At 31.0% G+C, this 22,552-nt stretch carries 24 protein-coding genes and 1 pseudogene; 9 read left to right on the top strand and 16 right to left on the bottom strand.

What is annotated here, in order from left to right; translation table 11 throughout:
• The first annotated feature begins 6 nt into the window (after positions 1-6).
• The 5 genes and pseudogenes from fliH to ubiE all read left to right on the top strand — a co-directional run bounded on the left by fliH (position 7) and on the right by ubiE (position 5,212).
• On the top strand, positions 7-840 hold the full coding sequence (gene fliH, locus AAID94_07495; protein ID XAK23671.1) for a flagellar assembly protein FliH: 834 nt from the start codon (positions 7-9) through the stop codon (positions 838-840).
• Positions 833-2,692 (top strand): 1-deoxy-D-xylulose-5-phosphate synthase, encoded by a 1,860-nt coding sequence (gene dxs, locus AAID94_07490; protein ID XAK23670.1) that lies wholly within the window; start codon positions 833-835, stop codon positions 2,690-2,692. Before fliH ends, dxs begins: the two co-directional genes overlap by 8 nt.
• Before the next feature lie 153 nt (positions 2,693-2,845).
• Positions 2,846-3,256, top strand: coding sequence for a peroxide-responsive transcriptional repressor PerR (gene perR, locus AAID94_07485; protein XAK23669.1), 411 nt, complete (start codon positions 2,846-2,848; stop codon positions 3,254-3,256).
• Positions 3,257-3,301: 45 nt separating this feature from the next.
• Positions 3,302-4,505: pseudogene (locus tag AAID94_07480) on the top strand (hypothetical protein).
• The gene (ubiE, locus tag AAID94_07475; protein ID XAK23668.1) at positions 4,505-5,212 is read left to right on the top strand and encodes a bifunctional demethylmenaquinone methyltransferase/2-methoxy-6-polyprenyl-1,4-benzoquinol methylase UbiE; all 708 of its coding nucleotides are present in this window, start codon (positions 4,505-4,507) and stop codon (positions 5,210-5,212) included. The pseudogene AAID94_07480 and the gene ubiE overlap by 1 nt, the downstream one beginning before the upstream one ends.
• On the opposite strand, the gene AAID94_07470 is transcribed toward ubiE, so the two are convergent.
• From AAID94_07470 to AAID94_07460, 3 genes are read right to left on the bottom strand one after another with little or no spacing between them, the layout of a single operon-like run.
• The gene (locus AAID94_07470; protein ID XAK23667.1) at positions 5,209-6,702 is read right to left on the bottom strand and encodes a tripartite tricarboxylate transporter permease; all 1,494 of its coding nucleotides are present in this window, start codon (positions 6,700-6,702) and stop codon (positions 5,209-5,211) included. The genes ubiE and AAID94_07470 overlap by 4 nt on opposite strands.
• Before the next feature lie 13 nt (positions 6,703-6,715).
• Positions 6,716-7,159, bottom strand: coding sequence for a tripartite tricarboxylate transporter TctB family protein (locus tag AAID94_07465; protein XAK23666.1), 444 nt, complete (start codon positions 7,157-7,159; stop codon positions 6,716-6,718).
• A gap of 4 nt (positions 7,160-7,163) precedes the next feature.
• Entirely contained in the window at positions 7,164-8,129 is a 966-nt protein-coding gene (locus tag AAID94_07460; GenBank protein XAK23665.1) for a tripartite tricarboxylate transporter substrate binding protein, read from the bottom strand.
• Positions 8,130-8,301: 172 nt separating this feature from the next.
• On the opposite strand from AAID94_07460, the gene xseA reads away from it, so the two are divergent.
• The gene (gene xseA / locus AAID94_07455; GenBank protein ID XAK23664.1) at positions 8,302-9,465 is read left to right on the top strand and encodes an exodeoxyribonuclease VII large subunit; all 1,164 of its coding nucleotides are present in this window, start codon (positions 8,302-8,304) and stop codon (positions 9,463-9,465) included.
• A 9-nt stretch (positions 9,466-9,474) separates the two neighbouring features.
• On the top strand, positions 9,475-10,551 hold the full coding sequence (gene serC / locus AAID94_07450; GenBank protein ID XAK23663.1) for a phosphoserine transaminase: 1,077 nt from the start codon (positions 9,475-9,477) through the stop codon (positions 10,549-10,551).
• A gap of 130 nt (positions 10,552-10,681) precedes the next feature.
• On the opposite strand, the gene AAID94_07445 is transcribed toward serC, so the two are convergent.
• The 6 genes from AAID94_07445 to AAID94_07420 form a co-directional block, all read right to left on the bottom strand.
• Positions 10,682-11,659, bottom strand: a complete 978-nt coding sequence (locus tag AAID94_07445) for a beta-ketoacyl-ACP synthase III (protein ID XAK23662.1) — start codon at positions 11,657-11,659, stop codon at positions 10,682-10,684.
• A complete protein-coding gene (plsX, locus tag AAID94_07440) occupies positions 11,652-12,638 on the bottom strand; it encodes a phosphate acyltransferase PlsX (GenBank protein ID XAK23661.1) in 987 nt (328 codons plus the stop codon). The genes AAID94_07445 and plsX overlap by 8 nt, the downstream gene beginning before the upstream one ends.
• Before the next feature lie 5 nt (positions 12,639-12,643).
• Entirely contained in the window at positions 12,644-12,790 is a 147-nt protein-coding gene (gene rpmF / locus AAID94_07435) for a 50S ribosomal protein L32 (GenBank protein XAK23660.1), read from the bottom strand.
• A gap of 23 nt (positions 12,791-12,813) precedes the next feature.
• Positions 12,814-13,173 (bottom strand): hypothetical protein, encoded by a 360-nt coding sequence (locus AAID94_07430; GenBank protein XAK23659.1) that lies wholly within the window; start codon positions 13,171-13,173, stop codon positions 12,814-12,816.
• Positions 13,173-13,586: a nucleoside-diphosphate kinase gene (gene ndk / locus AAID94_07425; GenBank protein ID XAK23658.1), complete on the bottom strand. Its 414-nt coding sequence runs from the start codon at positions 13,584-13,586 to the stop codon at positions 13,173-13,175. Before ndk ends, AAID94_07430 begins: the two co-directional genes overlap by 1 nt.
• A 101-nt stretch (positions 13,587-13,687) precedes the next feature.
• Complete coding sequence (locus tag AAID94_07420) at positions 13,688-13,972, bottom strand: 4Fe-4S binding protein (protein XAK23657.1); 285 nt, start codon at positions 13,970-13,972, stop codon at positions 13,688-13,690.
• A 254-nt stretch (positions 13,973-14,226) separates the two neighbouring features.
• On the opposite strand from AAID94_07420, the gene AAID94_07415 reads away from it, so the two are divergent.
• Both AAID94_07415 and flhB read left to right on the top strand, forming a co-directional pair.
• Entirely contained in the window at positions 14,227-14,823 is a 597-nt protein-coding gene (locus AAID94_07415) for a peroxiredoxin (protein XAK23656.1), read from the top strand.
• 122 nt (positions 14,824-14,945) lie between these two features.
• Positions 14,946-16,034: a flagellar biosynthesis protein FlhB gene (gene flhB, locus AAID94_07410; protein ID XAK23655.1), complete on the top strand. Its 1,089-nt coding sequence runs from the start codon at positions 14,946-14,948 to the stop codon at positions 16,032-16,034.
• A gap of 14 nt (positions 16,035-16,048) precedes the next feature.
• On the opposite strand, the gene motB is transcribed toward flhB, so the two are convergent.
• From motB to AAID94_07375, 7 genes are all read right to left on the bottom strand, one after another.
• Positions 16,049-16,780, bottom strand: a complete 732-nt coding sequence (motB, locus tag AAID94_07405; protein XAK23654.1) for a flagellar motor protein MotB — start codon at positions 16,778-16,780, stop codon at positions 16,049-16,051.
• A gap of 2 nt (positions 16,781-16,782) precedes the next feature.
• Positions 16,783-17,559 carry a flagellar motor stator protein MotA gene (gene motA / locus AAID94_07400; protein XAK23653.1) on the bottom strand — a complete coding sequence of 259 codons (777 nt, stop codon included), beginning with the start codon at positions 17,557-17,559 and terminating at the stop codon, positions 16,783-16,785.
• A gap of 15 nt (positions 17,560-17,574) precedes the next feature.
• Positions 17,575-20,214, bottom strand: coding sequence for a DNA polymerase I (gene polA, locus AAID94_07395; protein ID XAK23652.1), 2,640 nt, complete (start codon positions 20,212-20,214; stop codon positions 17,575-17,577).
• Positions 20,215-20,277: 63 nt separating this feature from the next.
• The gene (locus AAID94_07390) at positions 20,278-20,721 is read right to left on the bottom strand and encodes a YqaA family protein (GenBank protein XAK23651.1); all 444 of its coding nucleotides are present in this window, start codon (positions 20,719-20,721) and stop codon (positions 20,278-20,280) included.
• Positions 20,714-21,304, bottom strand: a complete 591-nt coding sequence (locus AAID94_07385; protein XAK23650.1) for a hypothetical protein — start codon at positions 21,302-21,304, stop codon at positions 20,714-20,716. Before AAID94_07385 ends, AAID94_07390 begins: the two co-directional genes overlap by 8 nt.
• On the bottom strand, positions 21,301-21,987 hold the full coding sequence (locus tag AAID94_07380) for a hypothetical protein (GenBank protein XAK23649.1): 687 nt from the start codon (positions 21,985-21,987) through the stop codon (positions 21,301-21,303). The genes AAID94_07385 and AAID94_07380 overlap by 4 nt, the downstream gene beginning before the upstream one ends.
• A gap of 15 nt (positions 21,988-22,002) precedes the next feature.
• The gene (locus AAID94_07375; GenBank protein ID XAK23648.1) at positions 22,003-22,551 is read right to left on the bottom strand and encodes a hypothetical protein; all 549 of its coding nucleotides are present in this window, start codon (positions 22,549-22,551) and stop codon (positions 22,003-22,005) included.
• Between the last annotated feature and the right edge of the window lies 1 nt (position 22,552).

The raw sequence follows: 22,552 nt of genomic DNA, 5'->3' as shown, positions 1-22,552 counted from the left end.
TGAGTGATGGTTAATCGTAGTAATGTTATTTCAGGAGGAACTTCTGATCAGCATGTTGTTGAAGGATATCGTTTTAAGGTAATTTCAGAATTTGATAATCATACAGAAGAGAAGCAACATCCACAAATTTCAAATGAAGATAATAGTGCGGCTTTGCCTTCAAAAGATGAAAATCCTATAAATGAAAGTCAAACTCCTGCACCTTCTCAAGTAGTGCAAGAGGTTCAAACTCCTGCATTTCAGCCTAGTTTCGTTGAAGATTTGCTAAAAAAAACAGATGAAATGTCAAGTAATATCATCAAACTTCAAATGCAAATTGAAAGTCAAGAAAGTGAGTTTAACAACCGCTTAAATTCAGAGCTTGAAAGTGCTAAGGAAAAATTTTCCAAAGAGGGTTATGAGCAAGCTAAAGCCGAATTTGAAAAAGAATTGAATGACTTGCGTGATAAATACTTAAAAAGTGTTTCCAAACTAGAAGAAGCTTGTGTAAATCTTAATGTTTTTATTGAAAAAAACGAAAAAGAGCTTGCTGATACAGCTATAGATATCGCTAAAGAAGTCATTTTAAAAGAGCTTGAAAATAATTCAAGTAAAATAGCTTATGCTTTGGCTAAAGATCTTATTAATGAGCTTAAGGGTGCAGGTTCTATCGAGATAAAAGTAAATTCTGTAGATTATAATTATTTAAAAGAGCATTTTAGCGAAAATTCTCATATTAAAATCACTCTTGATGACGCTATTAGCAAGGGTAGTGTTATTATTTTAAGTGATAGTGGCAATATAGAATCCAATTTAAATGCACGTCTTATTAAAATTAAAAAAATGGTTAATAATGAATGAAATAATTAAAAAAGATTATCAATTTGCTTATACTAAAGAACAATTAGAAAAGCTAAATTTAACCCAGCTTGAAGATTTGGCGGCTCGTATTAGAGAAAAAATTATTGATGTGGTAAGTAAAAATGGAGGACACTTAAGCTCCAATTTGGGAGCAGTTGAGCTTACTATAGCTATGCATACAGTATTTGATAATAGGGTAGATCCTCTTATATTCGATGTATCACATCAATCCTATACACACAAGCTTTTAAGTGGAAAAGAAAATGTTTTTGAGTCTTTGCGTCAATTTGGTGGACTCAGTGGATATACCAAGCCTAACGATGGGGATTATTTTGTAGCAGGACACTCAAGTACTTCTATATCTTTAGCCGTAGGAGCCTGTAAGGCTATAGCATTAAAAGGTGAAAAACGCACTCCTGTAGCTTTAATAGGCGATGGAGCTTTAAGTGCGGGTATGGCTTATGAGGCCTTGAATGAATTAGGAGATTCTAAATTTCCTTGTGTAGTCATCTTAAATGATAATGAAATGAGCATTTCAAAACCCATAGGTGCGATTTCAAAATACCTTTCTCAAGCTATGGCAACGCAGTTTTATCAAAATTTCAAAAAACGCGTGGCTAAAATGTTAGATGCCTTACCTGATTCTGCTACTTATATGGCTAAGCGTTTTGAAGAAAGTTTTAAATTAATAACTCCAGGACTTTTATTTGAAGAATTGGGTCTTGAGTATATAGGCCCTATTGATGGGCATAATTTAAGCGAGGTTATTTCTGCATTAAAACAGGCAAAAGCTATGCAAAAACCTTGTATTATCCATGCACAAACCCTAAAAGGAAAGGGTTATAGTTTAGCTGAAGGAAAAAATGCTAAATGGCACGGGGTTAGCGCTTTTGATGTGGATAGTGGAGAAAGCATTAAAAAACCTGATGCTAAAAATTCTGCAACAGAAATTTTTTCTAAGGTATTGTTTGATTTGGCTACAAAATATAAAAATATAGTTGGCATTACTGCTGCTATGCCAAGTGGAACAGGACTTGAAAAGCTTATAGAGCAATATCCTGATCGTTTTTGGGATGTGGGTATTGCTGAGCAGCATGCTGTTACTTCTATGGCGGCTATGGCAAAAGAAGGATTTAAACCTTTTATTGCTATATACAGCACTTTTTTACAACGCGCTTACGATCAAGTTATCCATGATTGTGCGATTATGAATTTAAATGTAGTTTTTGCTATGGATAGGGCAGGCATAGTAGGAGAAGATGGAGAAACACATCAGGGAGTTTTTGATGTGAGTTTTTTAGCTCCCTTGCCTAATTTAACCCTTGTAGCTCCAAGAGATGAGCTTATGATGAAAAATATTATGGAGTATGCTTATATCCATGAGGGATGTTTGGCTTTTCGTTATCCTAGAGGATCTTTTATTTTAGATGAGGAATTTAATCCTTCTAAGATAGAACTTGGAAAAGCGCAATGGCTTGTAAAAAACCAAAGCAATATTGCTTTTTTAGGTTATGGGCAAGGTGTGGGCAAGGCTTGGAAAGTTTTAAGAAAATTACAAGATGAGGGGCAAAACGCTAATTTGATTGACTTGATTTTTGCTAAACCCTTAGATGAACTACTTTTAAAAGAGCTAGCAAAACAGAGTCAAATTTGGTTTGTTTTTAGTGAAAATGCGAGAATAGGCGGTGTAGCGAGTTTGCTAGAGAGTTTTGTGCAGAAGAATGATTTGAAAATCAAAATTGTTTCTTTTGAATATGAAGATAATTTCATCGAACACGGTAAAACTAATGAAGTGGAAAAAGCTTTAAAACTTGATATTGATAGTCTAGTACAAAGAGTGAAAACAAATTGAGTCAATAGCATTCTTTAAATTCGAATCAAAACAATAAAGAATGCTTAAATTTTCATAGCTTCTTATTATCTAATAAAAAATATCATTTGATATAAACTTCTTTTAATAAAAAATTTATTATTATTCTTAGTTAAAAAGAACTAGGATAAAAGAATGGAATTGTTACAAATACTTAAAAAACACGAACTGAAAGCAACTCCTCAAAGACTGTGTGTTTTAAAAATTTTAAAAAGACATGAACATCCAAATATTGAAGAGCTTTATGAGGAAATTAAAAAAGAATATCCTTCTATTTCTCTTGCTACGGTTTATAAAAATCTTAATACCTTGCAAGAACAAGGCTTGGTTGTAGAAATCAATGTGGCAAATCAAAAAACTTGTTATGATATCTATGAAGAAAGACATATACATATCATTTGCAGTAAATGTGGTAATATCGAAGATATGAGTTTTCAAAATGCTGAACTTGATGAATATCAAGAAAAATTAGAGAAAAAAATGGGAAATATCATCGATCATTTAGCAGTTTGTGCTCATGTTAGCACTTGTAAAAAGTGCCATTAAGCAAAATAAAGTTAAAATAACCCAAAGAATTTAAGGGTTATTTTAATGGTTCATGAAATTCAGAAGACTTTTTTACTTCCTGATGCTACTCTTTTAGAAAATTTACAAAAAGATGGAATTGTTTTTGAAATTTATGAAATCGAAACATTCTATACTAAGATAACACATTTTTATGATGTAAAATTTCAAAATCTCAATGGAAATTTTTACAAAATAACCCGATTAAATAATCCGATTTTAGAGCAAAATCAAGAAGAAAAGATTTCTAAAAAGGATTATGAAAAAGCTCGTAAAAAACTCATAGAAAAAAGCATTAAGAAAAAACGCTATGAATTTAAACTTTGTTCTTTTAAAAGCTTTATTGATGTATATGAAGATCTTAATCTATATGTTTTAAAAGTTTTTTTTCCAACTTTGGAGATGGCAAATCTTTTTGCACCGCCTAAAGAATTTAAAATTCAAAGAGAGCTTTGTGGAGTTTTGGATTCTAAAAATATAATACTTTATGGTTTTAACAATTTAGAAATAGATATGGAAAAATGCTTTAAAATTATAGAAAAAAATCAGAACTTTACCCTAGATTTTCCAAGTTCTATTTTAGCTTTTGATGGATATAGAATTTTCTTATTTTATCTATTTAGAAAATTAAAATTATATTGGAATTTGACCTTAGAAAATAGACAAAGAGAGAATTTTTGCGAATTTTTTTCTTATGCGAGAAAAATTTATATTATTTTAATGAGTACAGAAGAAATTTTTGATGAAGAGTTAAATAAAAATTTAGCTCTTAGATTTGAAGACTTAGTGAAACAATCTCATTGTATTTTAGCAAATAATGAACTAGGTGAAAATTTACTTTTATTTTTAAGCAGCGAAGAATTGCAAAATTTATTGAGTGATTTCGATTTTTTTATTAAAGAAGATTCGTTTTATAAGGGCGAGCAAGAAAAATATTTTTTTAAACAAATGATTGCCATGCAGCTAAGAAAAAGACTTGTATTGTTTAAGAAAAATTTATTGAAAAATTTCGAAATTGAAATTTTTGAAGAGAATTTTTTAGAGCTCTCGGTTTTTTTAGAATATTTTCATAATTTATATAATTTGAAAAATTTTGAGTAAATTATATAATAAATATTTTATTTGCGATTTTGAAAAAAAGATGCTTTTAAAATTAACCAAGAAAAAAGAAAAACTTGGAAAATTAATCCATAAAGCAAGTAAGAAATTGAAAATTTATAAAGGATATTAATGCAAAAGCAAGATAAAATCATAAAAATGTTTAATGAAATAGCTCCGACCTATGATAAGGCTAATAGAATTTTGAGTTTTGGTGTTGATGTAAGTTGGCGTAAATTTGCTTGTAAAAGAGTTTTAAAGCTTTACCAAAAGGATAATTTAAACATAGTTGATGTGGCTTGTGGCACAGGAGATATGATAGAAATTTGGCAAGAAAGTGCGAAAAAATTAAATAAAAATATAGCCCACATCAAAGGTATTGATCCAAGCGAGGGTATGTTAAATATAGCAAAACAAAAATTCCCAAATATCGAATTTATAGAAGCTGGAGCGCAAGAATTGCCTTTGCAAAGTGAAAGTGTTGATATCGTAAGTATAAGCTATGGGATACGCAATGTGGTGGAGAGAGAAAAAGCCTTGAGAGAATTTTCAAGAGTGCTTAAACAAGATGGAATTTTTGTAGTTTTAGAATTTACTAAAAGAGAAAAAGGAGGTTTTGTAGCCTCTTGTAGGGATTTTTATCTTAAAAATATTTTACCAAGCTTGGGAGGAATGATAAGCAAAAATAAAAGTGCATACGAATACTTGCCTAATTCTATAGAAGGTTTTTTAAGTAAAGAGGAATTTATTGCCGAACTTAAACAGGTAGGTTTTGAAATGCTTGAATTTAAAAGTTTTAGTTTCGGCGTAAGTTCTATGTTTATAGCTAAGAAAGTCTAAAATTTAGACTTTCTAATCTTTTTTATTAAAAGGGGTATTAGTATAATTAGCACAGCTCCTATCAGTAAACTTTGAGCTATGATCCCACTCCAAAGTATTGAAAAATCTCCATTACTGATAGATAAAGCTCTTCTTAGATTGGTTTCTAATTGTTCTCCTAATACAAAACCGAGTATAAGTGGAGCCATTGGAAATTCAAGTTTTCTTAAAAAATAGCCTAAAATACCAATAATTAAGATTAAAATGATATCAAAATCAGTACTATTGATAGAATAAACACCTATAATTGAAACAATTGCTATAATTGGAGCCAAGCTCCACATAGGTATGCTTAAAATTTTTACGAAAATTCCTACCAAGGGCAAATTCATTAAAAGTAAAATTACATTTGCAAATAATAAGGAAGCTATAAGTCCCCACACTATATTTACTTGATCAGTAAACATTGTAGGACCTGGAGTAATATTATAAAGTGTTAATGCGCCCATCATAACCGCAGTTGTTCCTGAACCTGGAAGACCAAGTGTTAACATTGGGATAAAAGAACCACAGGCTGAAGCATTATTAGCTGCTTCAGGGGCTGCCACACCTTTTAAATCTCCTTGGCCGAATTTACCCTTTTCACCGGCTATTTTTTTCTCACTCATATAAGTAATGGCACTAGCTATAGTTGCTCCAGCACCCGGTAAAACTCCTACAAAAAATCCTATAATAGAGGATCTTATAATGGTCCAAAAGCAAAAGAAGAATTCTTTGATATTTACCAAAATCTTACCTGTTTTATTAATGATGTTTTGACTTGTTTGAGTATGCTCTAACATTAGAAAAATTTCACTAACAGAAAAAAGTCCCATTACTAAAATAACAAAAGAAATTCCATCATATAAATGTGGACTATCAAAAGTAAAGCGATAAACACCTGTATTTCCATCTATACCTATAGTAGTTAAAAAAAGTCCTATCAAAGCTGATAGAAAAGATCTTATAGGTTTTTGGGCTAACATACTTCCTAAAGTTGCTAAACCAAAGACAATAAGAGCAAAATATTCAGCAGGACCAAATTTTAACGACCATTGTGCAATAAGTGGGGCAAAAAGTATAATACCGCAAATTGCTATAAATGAACCAATAAAAGAACTAAGAGCTGAGATGCTAAGAGCTTTTCCTGCTTGACCTTTTTTAGCCAAAGGATGTCCATCTAAGGTTGTCATAATAGCTGCTGCATCTCCGGGTATTCCAAGTAGTATGGAAGAAATTCTACCTCCATATTCACAACCCATATAAACCGTTGCAAGTAAAATAATTGCGGATTCTGCAGGTAAATTCATTGCAAAAGCTAGAGGAAGTAAAATGGCTACTCCATTAATGGGTCCAAGTCCTGGAAGCATACCTACAATAGTACCTATAAAACAACCGATTAAGGCTATAAGAATATTATAAGGATCTAAGGCTATGCTAAATCCTTGCATTAAATACATCCAAGTATCCATAAATTTCCTTTAATTAAAAATTATCAAATATAAAACCAAACGGCAAAGTAATTTGCAATAAAGTATTAAAGAGATAGTATAAAATAATACTACTTGAGATAGAAAAAACAATAGCTTTAATTAAAGTTGCCCCAAAAAGTAAAGTTATTGTAAAAATTAAAAAGATTGTGCAAATTATAAAGCCTAAAAACTCAAAAAAAAGCGCATAAATTAAAAAAGCTAAAGTTAAAACGATGAGCTTTTTCCAAAGAATAAAATCACCCCATTTAACCTTAGTATCTTCAGAGAAAAAAACAAGAAATATAGAACAAAGGGCGATTAAAATTAAAGTACCTACTGGAAAAGGACGCGGTCCTAAGGGCTCATAATTAAAATCTGAATGTATATTCCACCCTATGTAAATTCCAATTAAACTTATAACCAATAAAATTCCAGCGACAATTCTTATACTTGACATGATTTTACTTTATAAGATCGAATTCTTTGGCTAAAATTCTGTATTGATCAGTTTGTTTTTTGACAAAATCTTCTAACTCTTTACCTTTTTTATTGAATTCAAATAGAGATCTTTGTTTTAATTGATCTTTATATTCTTGGGTTTGTTGAAATTTATCAAATGCATCAAGCCACCAATTATAAGCTTCGTCTGAAACTTTTGCTCCCATATAGTAAGCTCTAATTACTGGCCATTCTACCTCATAACCCAATTCTTTAGCAGTTGGAATATTTGCTAAAGTGCCCGGAAGTCTCTTTGGGGAAAAGATAGCCAATACTCTAATAGTTCCTGTTTCGATTTGAGGTACAAGTTCAGCTATGCCTGCGCTAATCACATCAATATGATTTCCTAAAAGAGAAGTTAAAGCATCTCCTCCTCCTTCAAAAGCCACATAGCGTATCTTTTTTACATCGACATTAATAGTTTTTGCAAGTAATGCTGTTTGCATCCAGTCTTGTCCTCCTATTGAACCTCCCGCACCTATACTAATAGAATTTGGGTCTTTATGCAAGGCATTTATTAGATCTTCTAAATTTTTATAAGGAGAGTCTGATTTGACGGCTATCATTCCGTAATCTACACCCGCTGAAGCAAGCCATTTGACATTATTTTCATTATATTTTCCATGTTTTCCTGTGGCTATATTCAGTAATGTCCCACTTGAAAAAGCTACAACAACATTACCATCTTTAGATCTATTATTAACCATAGTGTTATAAGCTACAACACCTACTCCTCCGGGCATATAGGTAACTCTCATAGGCGTTGAAATAATGTTAGCTTTAAGCATACCTACTTGAATTAGCTTACATGTTAGATCAAAACCGCCTCCAGGTTGAGCTGGGGCAATACACTCGGGACGGTTAGGTTCTTTAGCAAAAGTTAACGAAAAACCAAAAATCAAAACAGAACAAAAAATTTTTAATTTCATGATAAAATCCTTTAATTTTTAAGTTTGAAATATATAAGTATTATATATAATCTTTTTTATAAAATTTACTATTTTTATAAGATAAAGATTAAAATTCTTAAAAAAATGTAACTTTATTATACAAAATATAGTTAAATTGATACTTTTTGTAATACTTTATATATGGAAAATCATGAAAGTAAGCGAATTAAATTTAAAAGCCAAGGCTTTATTGGAAACACATTTTAATGATATTGTTTTAAGTGGAGAGCTTTCAAAAATCACTATGCATGGATCAGGACATTGGTATTTTGATCTAAAAGATGAAAAATCAAGTATAGCTTGTGCTATGTTTAAGGGCGCAAATTTAAAAGTTGATTTTCAACCTAAGATAGGTGATTTCTTAGAGCTTGTTGGAAGTGTGAGTTTGTATGCTGAAAGTGGGCGTTATCAATTTATTGCAAACAGTATGAAAAAAGCAGGAATGGGAGATTTAGAGGCTCAATTTCTAGCATTAAAAGAGCGTTTGCAAAAAGAAGGTTTGTTTAACAGTGAACATAAAAAAACTTTGCCTCAATTTCCTAAAAAAATAGGAATCATCACTTCAAAGACTTCAGCGGCCTTGCAAGATATGTTAAAACTTATCAATCAAAAAGAATATTTTCTAGCCAAAATTTATGTTTTTAATGCGCTTACACAAGGAAGTAGTGCGGCTTATTCTTTGATTCAAGCTTTAAAAAAAGCTGATGAGGTGGGATTAGATGTTATCATTATCGCTAGAGGAGGTGGTAGCAGAGAGGATCTTTTTTGTTTTAATGACGAGGGTTTGGCAAGGGAAATTTTTAAAGCTAAAACACCTATCATTTCAGCAATTGGTCATGAGATTGATTATGTGATCAGTGATTTTGTAGCTGATTTTAGAGCGCCCACTCCATCGGCTGCTATCGATACCTTGCTTTATTCTAGACTTGATTTGGAACAAGGACTTGATCTTTTGGAAGAAAAATTGACAAAACTTTGGGAAAGTAAATTAGAATATTGTGAAAATTTACTCAGCAATCTACATAAATTTTTTAAAGCAAAATCTTTAGAAACTATGATAGAAACAAAAGAAAAACAGCTTGCGTTTTTGCTTAAACAAGCAAAAATCATAATGGAAAGCAAAATTCAAAAAGCTGAATTAGAACTACAAAAGCTTCAAAATGCTTTTTTTCAGCATGAAAATTTTTTTAAAAAAAGTAAAAATCTAATTTCTATTAAAAAAAATGGTAAAATAGCAAATTTAGAAGAGCTAAAAAGTGAAGATATCATCACTTTGAGTTCTCAAACTTTACAAAAAGAAGCAAAAATTCTATAAGGAAAAATAATGAGAAAAATTAATTTTAGCGCAGGTCCATCTACTTTGCCTTTAGAGCTTTTAGAATATGCTAAAAATGAGCTTTGTGATTATCAGGGTAAGGGCTATTCCATCATGGAAATTTCTCACCGTTCAAAGGTATTTGAAGAAGTGCACTTTGGAGCAATGCAAAAAGCAAAAGAACTTTATGGTTTAAATGATGATTATGAGGTTTTATTTTTACAAGGTGGTGCAAGTTTGCAATTTGCTATGATACCTATGAATTTATCTTTAGGCGGGGTTTGTGAGTATGCAAATACAGGAGTTTGGACTCAAAAAGCTATAAAAGAAGCTCAAATTTTAGGAGTAAATGTCAAGGTTGTTGCTAGTAGCGAAGAAAGTAAGTTTGATCACATACCTCAAGTTGAGTTTAGCGATAGTGCTGATTATGCATATATTTGTTCAAACAATACTATTTATGGCACACAATTTAAAAATTATCCTAAAACCAAAGCTCCTTTAATTGTTGATGCTTCGAGTGATTTTTTCTCAAGAAAAGTTGATTTTTCAAATATTGCACTTTTTTATGGTGGAGTGCAAAAGAATGCAGGAATTTCAGGTATAAGCTGTCTTTTTATACGCAAAGATATGCTAGAAAGATCTCAAAATAAAAACTTGCCAAGTATGTTAAAATACTCCATACATTCACAAAATCAATCTTTATTTAACACTCCTCCGACTTTTGCAATTTATATGTTTAATCTTGAAATGAAATGGCTTTTAGATCAAGGTGGATTGGATGCTATCGATGCTAAAAATTCTCAAAAAGCCGCAATGCTTTATGAGTGTATTGATTCAAGTGAAGGATTTTATAAGGGGCATGCTGATAAAAAAGATAGATCTTTGATGAATGTAAGCTTTAATATCACTAAAAATTCAGAACTTGAACCGATATTTGTAAAAGAAGCTGAAGAAGCCGGTATGTTAGGACTTAAAGGCCATAGAATTCTAGGAGGAATTCGCGCAAGTATTTATAATGCTGTTAGCTTAGATCAGGTTAAAACTTTGTGTGAATTTATGAAAGAATTTGCTAAAAAATACAACTGATAATAAACTTTCTGCCACACTTTGTATGAACTTCATTCAAAGCAGGCAGAAAATTAACATATATAAAGTTTTTCAGTATTTAAATAGATAGTATAAATTTACACCATATTAGAAGTGTAAATTTAGGACTTTAGGAGAAATTCTCACCACCAAATTTAAGCAAGGCAGAACCCCAAGTAAAACCACCACCAAAAGCGTCAAGCAAGATCAAATTTCCTTTTTTAAGACGACCTTCTTCATAGGCATCATTCATTGCCATAGGGATAGAAGCAGCCGAGGTATTACCATACTTGTGTACAGTTACAATACATTTTTCATCGCTTAAATTTAGTCTCTCTTGCACAGCTTTGATGATACGCAAATTTGCTTGATGTGGGATGAAAAGATCAATTTGTTCGGGTAAAATTTGATTTTTAGATAAAATTTCAACGACATCGTTGCTTAAAGTTTGCACTGCTATTTTAAAAACTTCATTACCTTTCATTTTCATCGCTAAGCTTGAAGCATCTTTTGATTCTTGAGAGCGTTCTGTCATCAGTAAATCACCATAATTTCCATTACTTGCTGTATGTACATCGATTATAGGATTATTTTCATCAAGACTTACAACTCCAGCTCCTGCACCATCGCCAAAAAGTATACAAATACTTCTATCAGTATAATCCATGATAGAGCTAGCTTTTTCAGCTCCTATAATTAAAACATTTTTTTTCAATCCGCTTTCTACAAGAGCTTTAGCTTGTTCTAAAAGATAGATAAAGCCTGAGCAGGCTGCTGAAATATCAAAAGCAGTGATTCCATTGAGTCCTAAATTTGCCGCAATTTTACAAGCGGTTGAGGGCATGGTAAAATAATCAGGGCTTAAAGTAGCTACCAATATCGCATCAATATCTTGAGGTTTTAAATTTGCTCTTTCTATAGCTTTTATAGCTGCTTTGGTACCTAAATCACTTGTGTTTTCATCTTTGCTTGCAATACGTCTTTCTTTTATACCTGTACGTCTTGTGATCCACTCATCTGTTGTATCGATAATCTTTTCAAGATCATAATTGCTTAAAATTTGCTCAGGTACGTAAGAAGCTATGCTTTTTAAACTTGCTTTAGGCATTGTATTTCTCAAGCTCCTTTTCTATTATTTGATTGATGTTTGATTCGCTAAAGTTAATAGCCTGAAAAATAGCATTTTTGATTGCTCTAGCATCGCTTTTCCCATGGCTTATAATAACACAGCCGTTAATACCAAGCAGAGGAGCACCACCATATTCTTGCCAATCAATGTGTTTTTTAAGTCTTTTAAATGAAGGTTTCATTAGTAAAGCACCTATTTTTGATACCAAAGATTGCTTGATTTCATTTTTTAAAATTTGGATAATTGCTGTAGCTACACCTTCGCAGGCTTTTAGGATTACATTTCCATCAAATCCATCACAAACTAAGATATCAACTTCACCATTAAAGATATCTCTACCTTCAGCATTTCCAATAAAACTAGGAATTTGTTTTATAAGTTGATGGGCTTCTTTTGTAAGTTCATTGCCTTTGCATTCTTCTTCGCCATTGGATAATAAGGCTAGGCGAGGTTTTGAAATTTTCATAATTTCTTTTGCGTAAGCATCTCCCATTATGGCAAATTGAAACAAATTTTCGGCTTTACAATCCGTATTTGCACCTACATCTAAAAACAAAGTTTTGCTTACAGTATTTGGCATTAAGGTTGCAATCGCGGGTCGTAATATTCCTTTAAGTCTGCCTAATCTTAAGGTTGCTAAAGACATACTTGCACCACTATGTCCTGCTGAAACAGCAGCTTTTGCTTTTCCATTTCTAACAAGTTCGATGGTTTTATAAATTGTAGTTTCTTTTCTTTTTAAGGCATCTGTTGCATTTTCATTCATAGAGAAAACTTCATTGGCGTTTTCATATTGAATGTATTGTTTTAAATTTTTAGGTATTAGAGGCTCTAAAATATGGGGATCTCCCACTAAGATAGCGTTAAAAGGCTTTTCTTTTAAGGCCTCAATAACACCTTCTATAATGGGTTTTTCTCCGAAATCTCCACCCATTGCATCTATAGCAATGCTAATCATTGATTTTAGTATTCCTTAGTATTTGGATTTGCACGATGAGGCATTTTATAGCTTCCATCTTTGTCTTTTATAGGCATAGGAAGACTTACTTTATAGTGAGTTCTACGTTTTGCCGCGCGAGTTTTACTCACTCTTCTCTTAGGTACTGCCATTTTATCTCCTTTTTTAAAATTTGTTAGCTTTTATTTTTGCAATTATTGCAATAAAAATAATCACTTAAATAAGCTTCAAGTTCGCTCACTGCAACTTCTATTAAATCAATATGACCATCAAAAAATTCAATAGTATTGCTTAATTCATTTGTATTATCTTTAAAAATACCATCACTTGCAAAAAGATCTAAGTCTTCTTTTATTTCAAGTTCAAGTTCTTCACCACAGCTATCACAAGGTCTATAAACAAAACCTTTCATTGTGGTATTTATTTTAACAAGTTTAGGATTTACTTTTACTAAATTTCCTTCAAAAACAACATTTTCAAGGTTGAGTTTAAAAGGATAGTTGGTATTGTTAATCCTAGAAAAGGCTATTTTCATTAGCAAATTTCGTTAGATTTAAAGAAAAATTCAATCTCAATTTTTGCATTTTCTAAACTATCGCTTCCATGAACAGCATTTGCATCAATACTTTCAGCAAAATCAGCTCTGATTGTTCCAGGTTGCGCTTCTTTTGGGTTTGTTGCTCCCATTAAATCTCTATTTTTAAGAACGGCACCTTCACCTTCTAAAACAGAAACCACAACAGGACCACTGATCATAAATTCAACTAAATCTTTAAAAAAAGGTCTTTCTTTATGAACAGCATAAAAAGCTTCAGCTTGCTCTTTGCTAAGTTGAACTTTTTTCATAGCAGCAATTCTTAGTCCATTACTTTCAAAACGATCTAAAATTTTACCTATAACACCTTTTTTTACGGCATCAGGTTTGATAATCGATAGGGTTTTTTCCATGTTGATTATACTCCTTGGTTTTTATAAAGCTTAAAATTATACTTGAATTTGTTTAAAAAAAGTTAAAAAGAGGCTAGCTTTTTAACTAGCCTTTTGTAGAATTATGCAAAAACTGGAATAGTTCCATCTCTCATATCGCTACCGATATTGTCGCGACTTGGTTGACCTGAAGCAATTTCACTCCATACTATACAGCCATCAGTTGGACATGCACTTGCACAGGCTGGTTGATCATTGTGTCCTACGCATTCAACGCATTTGTTTGCATAAACATAGTATCTATCCTCACCCTCTGGGTTATTAGCATCATCAACGATAGCACTAACTGGACATTCATCGATACAAGAACCACAAGCAATACAACTATCTGTAATTTTTACAGCCATTTTATCTCCTTTTTGATTAACTATGAAATTTACTTTTTCAACTAAGCATTTTATCAAAGTATTCTTAAAAAACTCTAATCTTGATAATCAAAAAATAGATATATTTGATAATTTTTAGATTTTGATTATTATTTTATTAATTTGATTAAATTTTGTAAAAAATATTTTTAAAAATTTATTATCATTTAAAAATCTTTAAAGGATTTAAACGATATAATTTCGCCATCAATAAAATTTATTAATTAGGAGAAAACATGATAGTTACAAAAAAAGCTTTAGATTTTACTGCTCCAGCAGTATTAGGAAATAATGAAATAGTTGAAGATTTTAATCTTTATAAAAACATAGGTCCAAAAGGTGCAGTAGTATTTTTCTACCCAAAAGATTTTACTTTTGTTTGTCCTTCAGAAATAATTGCTTTTGATAAAAGATATCAAGAATTTAAAAATCGTGGTATTGAAGTAATTGGAATTTCAGGCGATAATGAATTTTCACATTTTGCTTGGAAAAATACTCCAGTAAATCAAGGTGGTATTGGTCAAGTTAAATTCCCACTTGTTGCAGATTTAACTAAACAAATTGCTAGAAATTTTGATGTACTTTATGCAGAAGCAGTTGCTCTTCGTGGTTCTTTCTTGCTTGATGCAGATGGAACAGTTCGCCACGCTGTAGTTAATGATTTACCACTTGGAAGAAATATTGATGAAATGATTAGAATGGTAGATACTATGCTTTTCACTAACGAACACGGCGAAGTTTGCCCTGCAGGTTGGAATAAAGGTGATGCTGGTATGAAAGCTGATCCTAAAGGTGTTGCTGAGTATCTTGACAAAAACGAAGATAAACTATAATAATAAGCCCTTATAAAAAGGGCTTTTCTTCTTACTAAAATTTCTTCTTTTGATTTTAATTAAAATTCATTATTTTTTTATATAATTTTATCTAATTTTACAGACTTAAATTTAGGCTAATTATGGCAGGTGAAGATCAAGAAAAAACCGAAGAACCCACGTCCAAGAAAATAGAAGACGCAAGAAAAGAAGGTAATGTCCCTAAATCCCAAGACGCAGCAGCTATTGTTACTTTGATAGTTGGTTTTGTGATTACACTTTTTATGATGGGTTTTATTGGTGAAAGAATTACTAATTTATATAGATATTACCAAAGTTTTATAGGTGTTGAATTTGATTTGCGTATTATCCAAGCTATCATGATTAAAAGTATTTTTGAAGTTTTGATTTTACTAGCACCTATAGTTTTAAGTATTATGATTGCAGGTATTTTAGGCAATGTTATGCAGTTTGGTTTTATTTTTACGACTAAACCTATAATGCCTAATTTAGGGAAGATCAATCCACTGAAAGGTTTGAAAAATTTATTTTCTTTAAAAAAGCTTGTTGAGAGTGTTAAAATTGTACTTAAAGTAGGAGTGGTATTTACTATAGCTTTTATTGTACTTTTAAAATTTATGCAAGAATTGCCATTGGTTGAGCGTTATAATATCATCGGGCAGCTCATTTGGCTTAGGGATAGGGCTATTATTTTAGCGGCCATTGTGATTATAGCGTTTTTAGTGATTGCTGTTTTGGATATTTTTTTGGTGCGTTTTCAGTATTTTAAAGGTTTGCGTATGAGCAAACAAGAAATTAAAGATGAATATAAGCAAATGGAGGGGGATCCTCAAGTAAAAGGAAGAATTCGTCGTTTGCAAATGGAAGCAGCGCGCCGCCGTATGGTTCAAGATGTTGCAGGAGCGGATGTGGTTATTACAAATCCGACGCATTATGCCGTAGCCATTCGTTATGATACAACAAAAGAGCAAGCTCCTAGAGTTGTAGCTAAAGGGGTAGATTTTTTGGCTCTTCGTATAAAACAGGTTGCTTATGATAATAATGTTGTTGTTTATGAAAATCCACCTTTAGCAAGAGAGCTTTATAAGGCTTGTGATATTAATGATCTTATCCCTAGGGAAATGTTTAAAGCTGTAGCAGAGGTGCTCGGATTTGTTTATAATACCAACAATAAAAGTCGTTTAGCAGGACAAGTTAAGAAAAATAGTTAAGCAAACAATTTTCATTATTTGCTTTTTTCAATAAGATCAAGTACTGATCGTTTTGCATCGTTATCTTTAATATCTACTTTAAAATAAATTTGCACTCTATTGTTTTCTAAAGCTTGTGGATTTCCATTGATAGGATTGTTTAGTCCATAGCTTTTAAGGTTGATATTTTTGGTGCTCACTCCACCTTCTATAAGGTATTTTAAAACATTTTCCGCTCTTGCATAACCTAGATCATAGCTTCTTAAAGCCGAGTCGCTATTGTCAGTGTAACCTCTGATTTCAATTTCTATTTGAGGAGGTAGGTATGAAATAAGCTGGGCAATGCGTTTGAGATAATCTTGAATATCTACAGATACTATTTGTGCACTCCCTCTTTCAAATTCAACTTTAGAAGGTAAGTTAAGTATTTCTTGATTTTCAGATTGATCAAGAGCGGCTTGAAGTTTTTTAATAACTTCTTGTTGATTTGCAGTCATTTGTTTAAGTTTGCTTAACTCATCTTCTTTTTCTTCTTGAGAGCCCTTATATTTGTAAGTATCTTGCGTTTCTTGTTGTACGGTTTGAGTCGCAGTATAATCAAAGATTTTTACAAATTCGGTTTTTAGTGCTTCTACTTTAGCGGGATTAGTTTTAGATATCGCCCAAAGAGCAATAAAAAGTGCCAAAAGCAAACTAAGAAAGTCTGCATAAGGCACAGCCCATTTTTCACCAGCAGGACATTCAGGACATTTATGTTTTTTAGCCATGATTAACCTTTATCAAATTGTGAAATTTTTGGATCATCGTGACTTAAAAAGTTAAAAAGTTTTGCTTCTAAGTCTCTAGGATTAGCCCCTTCTGCTATGCCTTTAATCGCTTCTGTTATAACAATTTGCTCTTTTACAAGATCCATACCATTTGCTTTCATTTTTCTTCCCCAAGGGGCAAAAAGTGCATAGGCGCCAAAAATACCTGTAACCGTAGCTGTAAAGGCACCTGAAATACCTGCTGCCATTGCTTGAGGATTATCTAGAAGTTTAAGTGCCAAAATCAAACCAAAAACCGCCCCTACTAGTCCCATAGTAGGACAAGTTTCACCAAAAATTATCCAATATTCCGCACATTCTTTATAGTGCTCTTCAAGTTGTTCAGTTTGAATTTCCATACTTTCATGAATTTCTTCGAAGCTTTTTCCATCTACTAGCATCATCATAGCATTTCTTAAAAAATCGTTTTCGATTTCATTTGTTCTTGATTCTAGAGCTAAAAGGCCATCTCGGCGTGCAATGATTGCAAATTCGATAAGCTGAGCTATTCTTTCGGGTAGATTTACACCTGAACCTTTAAAAACGATTTTGAGTTCTTTATAGGCTGCTTTTACAATTTTTTTATGAGTTGAAGTCATGGCACAAAAAGCTGCTGTTGGCATAACGATTAGAAAAGAAGAAAGGTGGATAACATGCAGAGGATTTCCTCCCTCTAGTATATCTCCTACTGAGATACTAGTTACTGCAAGAACCATTCCCAATATGGTTGAAAGATCCATTAAATCACTCCTTGATTATTTTAAATCGCCCCATTTTTTGGCGATACTTGAGCTTGTTTTTAATTTTACCTTTAATTTTACTATATTTTCCATAATATCACTAGCTTTTTTCACAAAATTTTCGCATAATTCATCTTTTACTTCAAAGATAAGTTCATCGTGAATTTGCAAAATAAGTCTTTTATCTTGATCTAAAGTTTTAGCGATTTCTAACATGGCAAATTTTATAATATCTGCGGCTGATCCTTGTAAAATCGAATTTATACTTTCTCTTTCGTACATAGCCACTTGCATGGGTTTAGCATTTTCAAAGTCAAAATAGCGTTTGCGCCCACTTAAAGTACTAATAAAACCATTGGCCTTGGCTTCATTTTTTACTTTTTCAAAATAACTTTTAATGCTAGTAAAATTTTCAAAATATTTTTCTATATAGGTTTTAGCTAAATTGGCTTCAATTTTTAGATTTTTACTTAAGGTTTTATAACCCATACCATAAATCAAGCCAAAATTAATACTTTTTGCTATGCTTCTTGTTTCGTAATTACTCTCGCCAAATATCATTATAGCAGTTCTTGCATGTATATCCTCATCGTTTTTAAAAGCATTTAAAAGTTTTTCATCTTCACTAAAGTGTGCTAGCATTCGAAGTTCAATTTGAGAATAATCAAGACTGATAAAGCTAAATCCTTCTTTGGCTACAAAGCAGGATTTATAATCTTTTGCATATTGTCCATGCGCAGGGATATTTTGTAAATTTGGATCCTTAGATGAAAGACGGCCTGTAGCAGTGCCTGTTTGTAAAAAGCTCGAATAAATTCTTGAATTCTCATCTTTTAAAGCAAGTTTTAACAAAGGCTCGCAATAAGTCGAATAAAGCTTAGCCAGTTCTCTATAATCTAAAATTTTAGAAACAACAGGATGTTTATCTAGGAGTTCATTTAAGACTTTTTCATCAGTAGAATACCCTGTTTTACCTTTCTTTCCGCTTGGAAGTTTGAGTTTTTCAAAAAGTATATCGCCTACTTGTTTTGGAGAATTAAGATTGAATCTATCCTCACATAAAGTGTAGATTTCTTCGCTTAAAATTTTAATTTCAGATTCAAATTTTTTCATAAGAATTTCAAGAGCATGTGTATCAAGTTTTATACCATTTTCTTCCATCATCATAATAATTTTAATGAAATCAAATTCGTAATTTTTCGCAAGATCAAGCAAATGAGGTTCAAGATTTTTTAAAAAATAAAGATAAAATCTTAGAGTAATATAAGCATCTTCAGCTGCATATTTGCAAGCTTTTTCAAGCTCTACGCTTGCAAAATTTTCTCCTTTTTTTACAAGACTTTCAAAATGCAAAGTTTCATAATTAAAAAGCCTTAGGGCTAAATCATCCATATTTACTCTTAAGGAAGGGTTTTTAAGCCATGCTAAAATCATAGTATCAGCATATTTTTGTGGCAAAGAGAGTTTGAAATTATTTTCTATGATTTTAAAATCATATTTAAGATTATGCCCTATGATAAAATGTTTAAAAATAAGCTCTATAGCTTTTTTAGCGCTTTGTAATGATACTTGCTTACCCACACCTAAATAATTATGAGCAAGAGGTACATAAAAGGCTTCATTTTCGCTCATGCAAAAACTAAATCCTACAATTTTTGCTTCTTTAGCATTAATACTTGTAGTTTCGGTATCAAAGGCTATGATACTTTCTTGATCGAGAGAATTTAAAATTTCAAAGAGTTGATTTTCATCTTGGATAAGAGTAGCTTTAAAGCCTAAATTTTTATCTTTATTATCGGGGTTTTGGCGAAGTTTTTTAAGCAAGACATTTAGCTCATAATGCTCTAAAATTTCAAGAACTTTTAAAAGAGGCTCATCTTGTGGAAAATCAGCTTTTTCTAACAAGTTGCTTACTTCTAAATCCTCATACAAAGAAGCAAGTTTTTTACTAAGAAAAGCATTTTCTTTACCTTCTAGAAGCAATTTACGACTTCTTTCATTGCGTACTAGAGTCAAATTTTCATAAATGCCTTCGATACTTCCAAACTCATCAAGCAATGTTTTAGCACCTTTTGCTCCTATGCCTTTAACCCCTGGGATATTGTCCGAGCTGTCTCCGCATAAGGCTAAAAAGTCTTTAATTTGATAAGGTTTTACACCGTATTTTTCCAAGCAAGCTTCTTCGTTATAGTCATTTTTTGAAATAGGGCTATAAATGCTTGTTTTACCATTCTTTATAAGCTGATAAAGATCCTTATCTTGCGTTATAATGCGTACAAAAATATCTTTATCTTTACAAGTTTTAACTACTGAAGCGATGATATCATCTGCTTCATAACCCTCGCAAGAGACACTCATGAAGCCCATTTTTTCTATCATTTCTATGCAGATTGGAATTTGTTCTAAAAGTTCGGGTGGGGGTGGGGTGCGATTTTTTTTATAATTTGGATCAATATCGCTACGAAATGTTTTACCCTTAGAGTCTAGTGCAAAAATAATATAATCACTTTTGTATTCGTTTTTAAGACTGTAGATAAAATTAGCAAAACCGCTAATCATTCCACTAGCTTGCCCTTGAGAATTTTTAAATCCTTTGAGGGCATAGTAAAGACGAAAAAAGAAGCCAAAAGTATCGATAATAGTTAAAGTTTTCATGGTTTTCTTTCTTAGTGGGTTTTAAATTATTATCCCAAAATTCACTTTAAAGATAGATGATTTTTATAAAGAATTAGCGATAAAAATTATAAAAATATAGCGACTTAATTTGCCAAGACTTATGAAAAAACAAGTTTTGATGAAAGGGTATTTTGCAAAACCAAGGCCTAAGGCAAAGATATCGCCTATTAAGGGTAAAAAGGTTAAAAAAGCATAAATGCTTCCAAATTTGGTAAAATTTGCATTGAATTTATCAAGCTTTTTTAAAGATTTGGAAAAATACTTTTCTAAAATTTTTTCTTTACCAAGATAGGCTAGAGCATAGGTACTTAAGCTTCCTAAGGTATTACCTAAAGTAGCTATAAATAAAACCAAATTAGCATTAAAATCAAGTTTTATGAAAGCTACAACAAAGGCTTCACTTGCAAGAGGCAAAAGCGTGCTTGAAAGAAAACATACGATAAAAAGCCCTAAATAATTGATATCATTGTATAAAAAATCAAACATTAAAACTCTTTTTACGCATTAAAATCAATAAAATAAAAAGATAAATAGGCAAAACAAAAGGCGTGGTAAAATCCATAAATTTAAATTCTGTTAAAATTGTACACAAACAAGCACATACAAAAAAGATTTTAAAAAGGTGACTTTGAAAAAATTTATCTAAAAACAAAAGATAAATTAAACAAACACCAACATCAAGAAATCCCTTGTAATACCAAAAAATACTTTCTTTTTGCTCTATACCTTCAAGTAAATTAGCAATAGCACTTATTACCATAAGCACAAAACAAAAAAAGGAATAAGGTATAAATTTTTCTTTTCTAGAAATATAAAAGAAAAATAAATGCACAAAGAAAAATGATATTGTTAGTAAAAAAGCTAAAATAGAATGTAAAAAGCGTAAATTTTGCCTCAAATGATAAAGTTTTTGATCAGCTAAATTTAGCATTTCAAAGCTTTGTGGCGGTGCTTCATAAGCACTATAATCAATAATTAAATAATGATTAAAAATAAAAACCAAAGCACTCTGGCTTAGACTTATAAAAATGATAAATAAAATACTAAATTCAAATATTTTCTTTTTCATTGGATATAAGCTTTAAGTTTGATATTTTGGTTTTTACTAAGCGCGAAAGCAAATAGTGCGTAATAAATGGTAAATAATAAGCCTGCAAATAGAAAAATCATAAAATAAGCGATAATTAAAGCAAGAGAATGCTCGCTATAAATTAGAACAAACATAAATATATAGATAATTATCAAAATCGCACTTTTGAAAATAAAACAAAGTGTAAAATAAATCTTATTTTCGCATAAAGTTTTTAAAGCCTTAAAAAATATAAAAGTGCAAAAAATGGCTATTGCAAGACATAAAAAAGAAAAGCCATATAGAAAAATACGTAATATCTTATCAACAACAACAGGACTAGCAATAAGATAATTCAAGCTTAATAAAGCGATAAATTGAGTAAATGCAGCTATAAAAAAACTGATCAATAAAACCTTGCTTTGACTTACAAAATAAAGTTTTAAAATCATAATCAAATAAGAAATTAAAAAAATTGCATTAAAAACCATGGCTAAAATATTAGTATTAGAATTAAATTTCAACAATTTTAAATCATAAGCAAAATCAAGAATAATGGGTAAAAACTGAAAACAAACACAAAGTAAAAAACTTACAAAAACTACCCACGCAAGCTTTTTGATACTTTTAAAATCATTTTGTCTTTGAATTTCAAATATTTGATGAAAGTTTAAATTTGACATTTTTTTCCTTTAAAATTAAACTCGATACAGCTTTTTTAAAGTTTCATACCTATCAAAAGCATAAGCAAAAGTTAAAAAATGCCACGCTAGAAAAAGGAATAAAAGGCTTAAATTCTCAAAAAATATAAAAAATAAAAACACTAAAGGCGCAAATAAAAAAGCAAAGAAAAAGGACATTTTCACTTCTTTAAAAAGCGAAGCAAGAGTGAGTGAAAATAAAAAATAAAAAACGAAAAATAAAGCTAAAAGCCCTAAAAATAAAATTTTATTTTCCAAAAGAAAAAAAGATGAGCCAAGGCTTATAATGGCAAGCAAAAAATAAATTAAAATTTTATTAGAAGAAAATAAAAAATAAATTCTTACCACCATAAAAATAAAAGCAAGAACTATATAAATCCAAGAAAAAAAGCATAAAAATCTACCGCTGATACAAAGAAATTCACAATGTAAACTTCCCACATTTTCATAAGAAAAAAAGTAAAAAAAATTATATAAAGCACAAAAAAATATATAAATACTTAATCTTTTAATCTTAAAAAATGATATTTTTTGTTCCTGTGTCATT

It is taken from the genome of Campylobacter coli, from assembly GCA_039516895.1.
In the GTDB taxonomy this organism is placed as follows: Bacteria; Campylobacterota; Campylobacteria; order Campylobacterales; family Campylobacteraceae; genus Campylobacter_D; species Campylobacter_D coli_B.
This window is presented reverse-complemented; position numbering and strand designations above follow the sequence as displayed.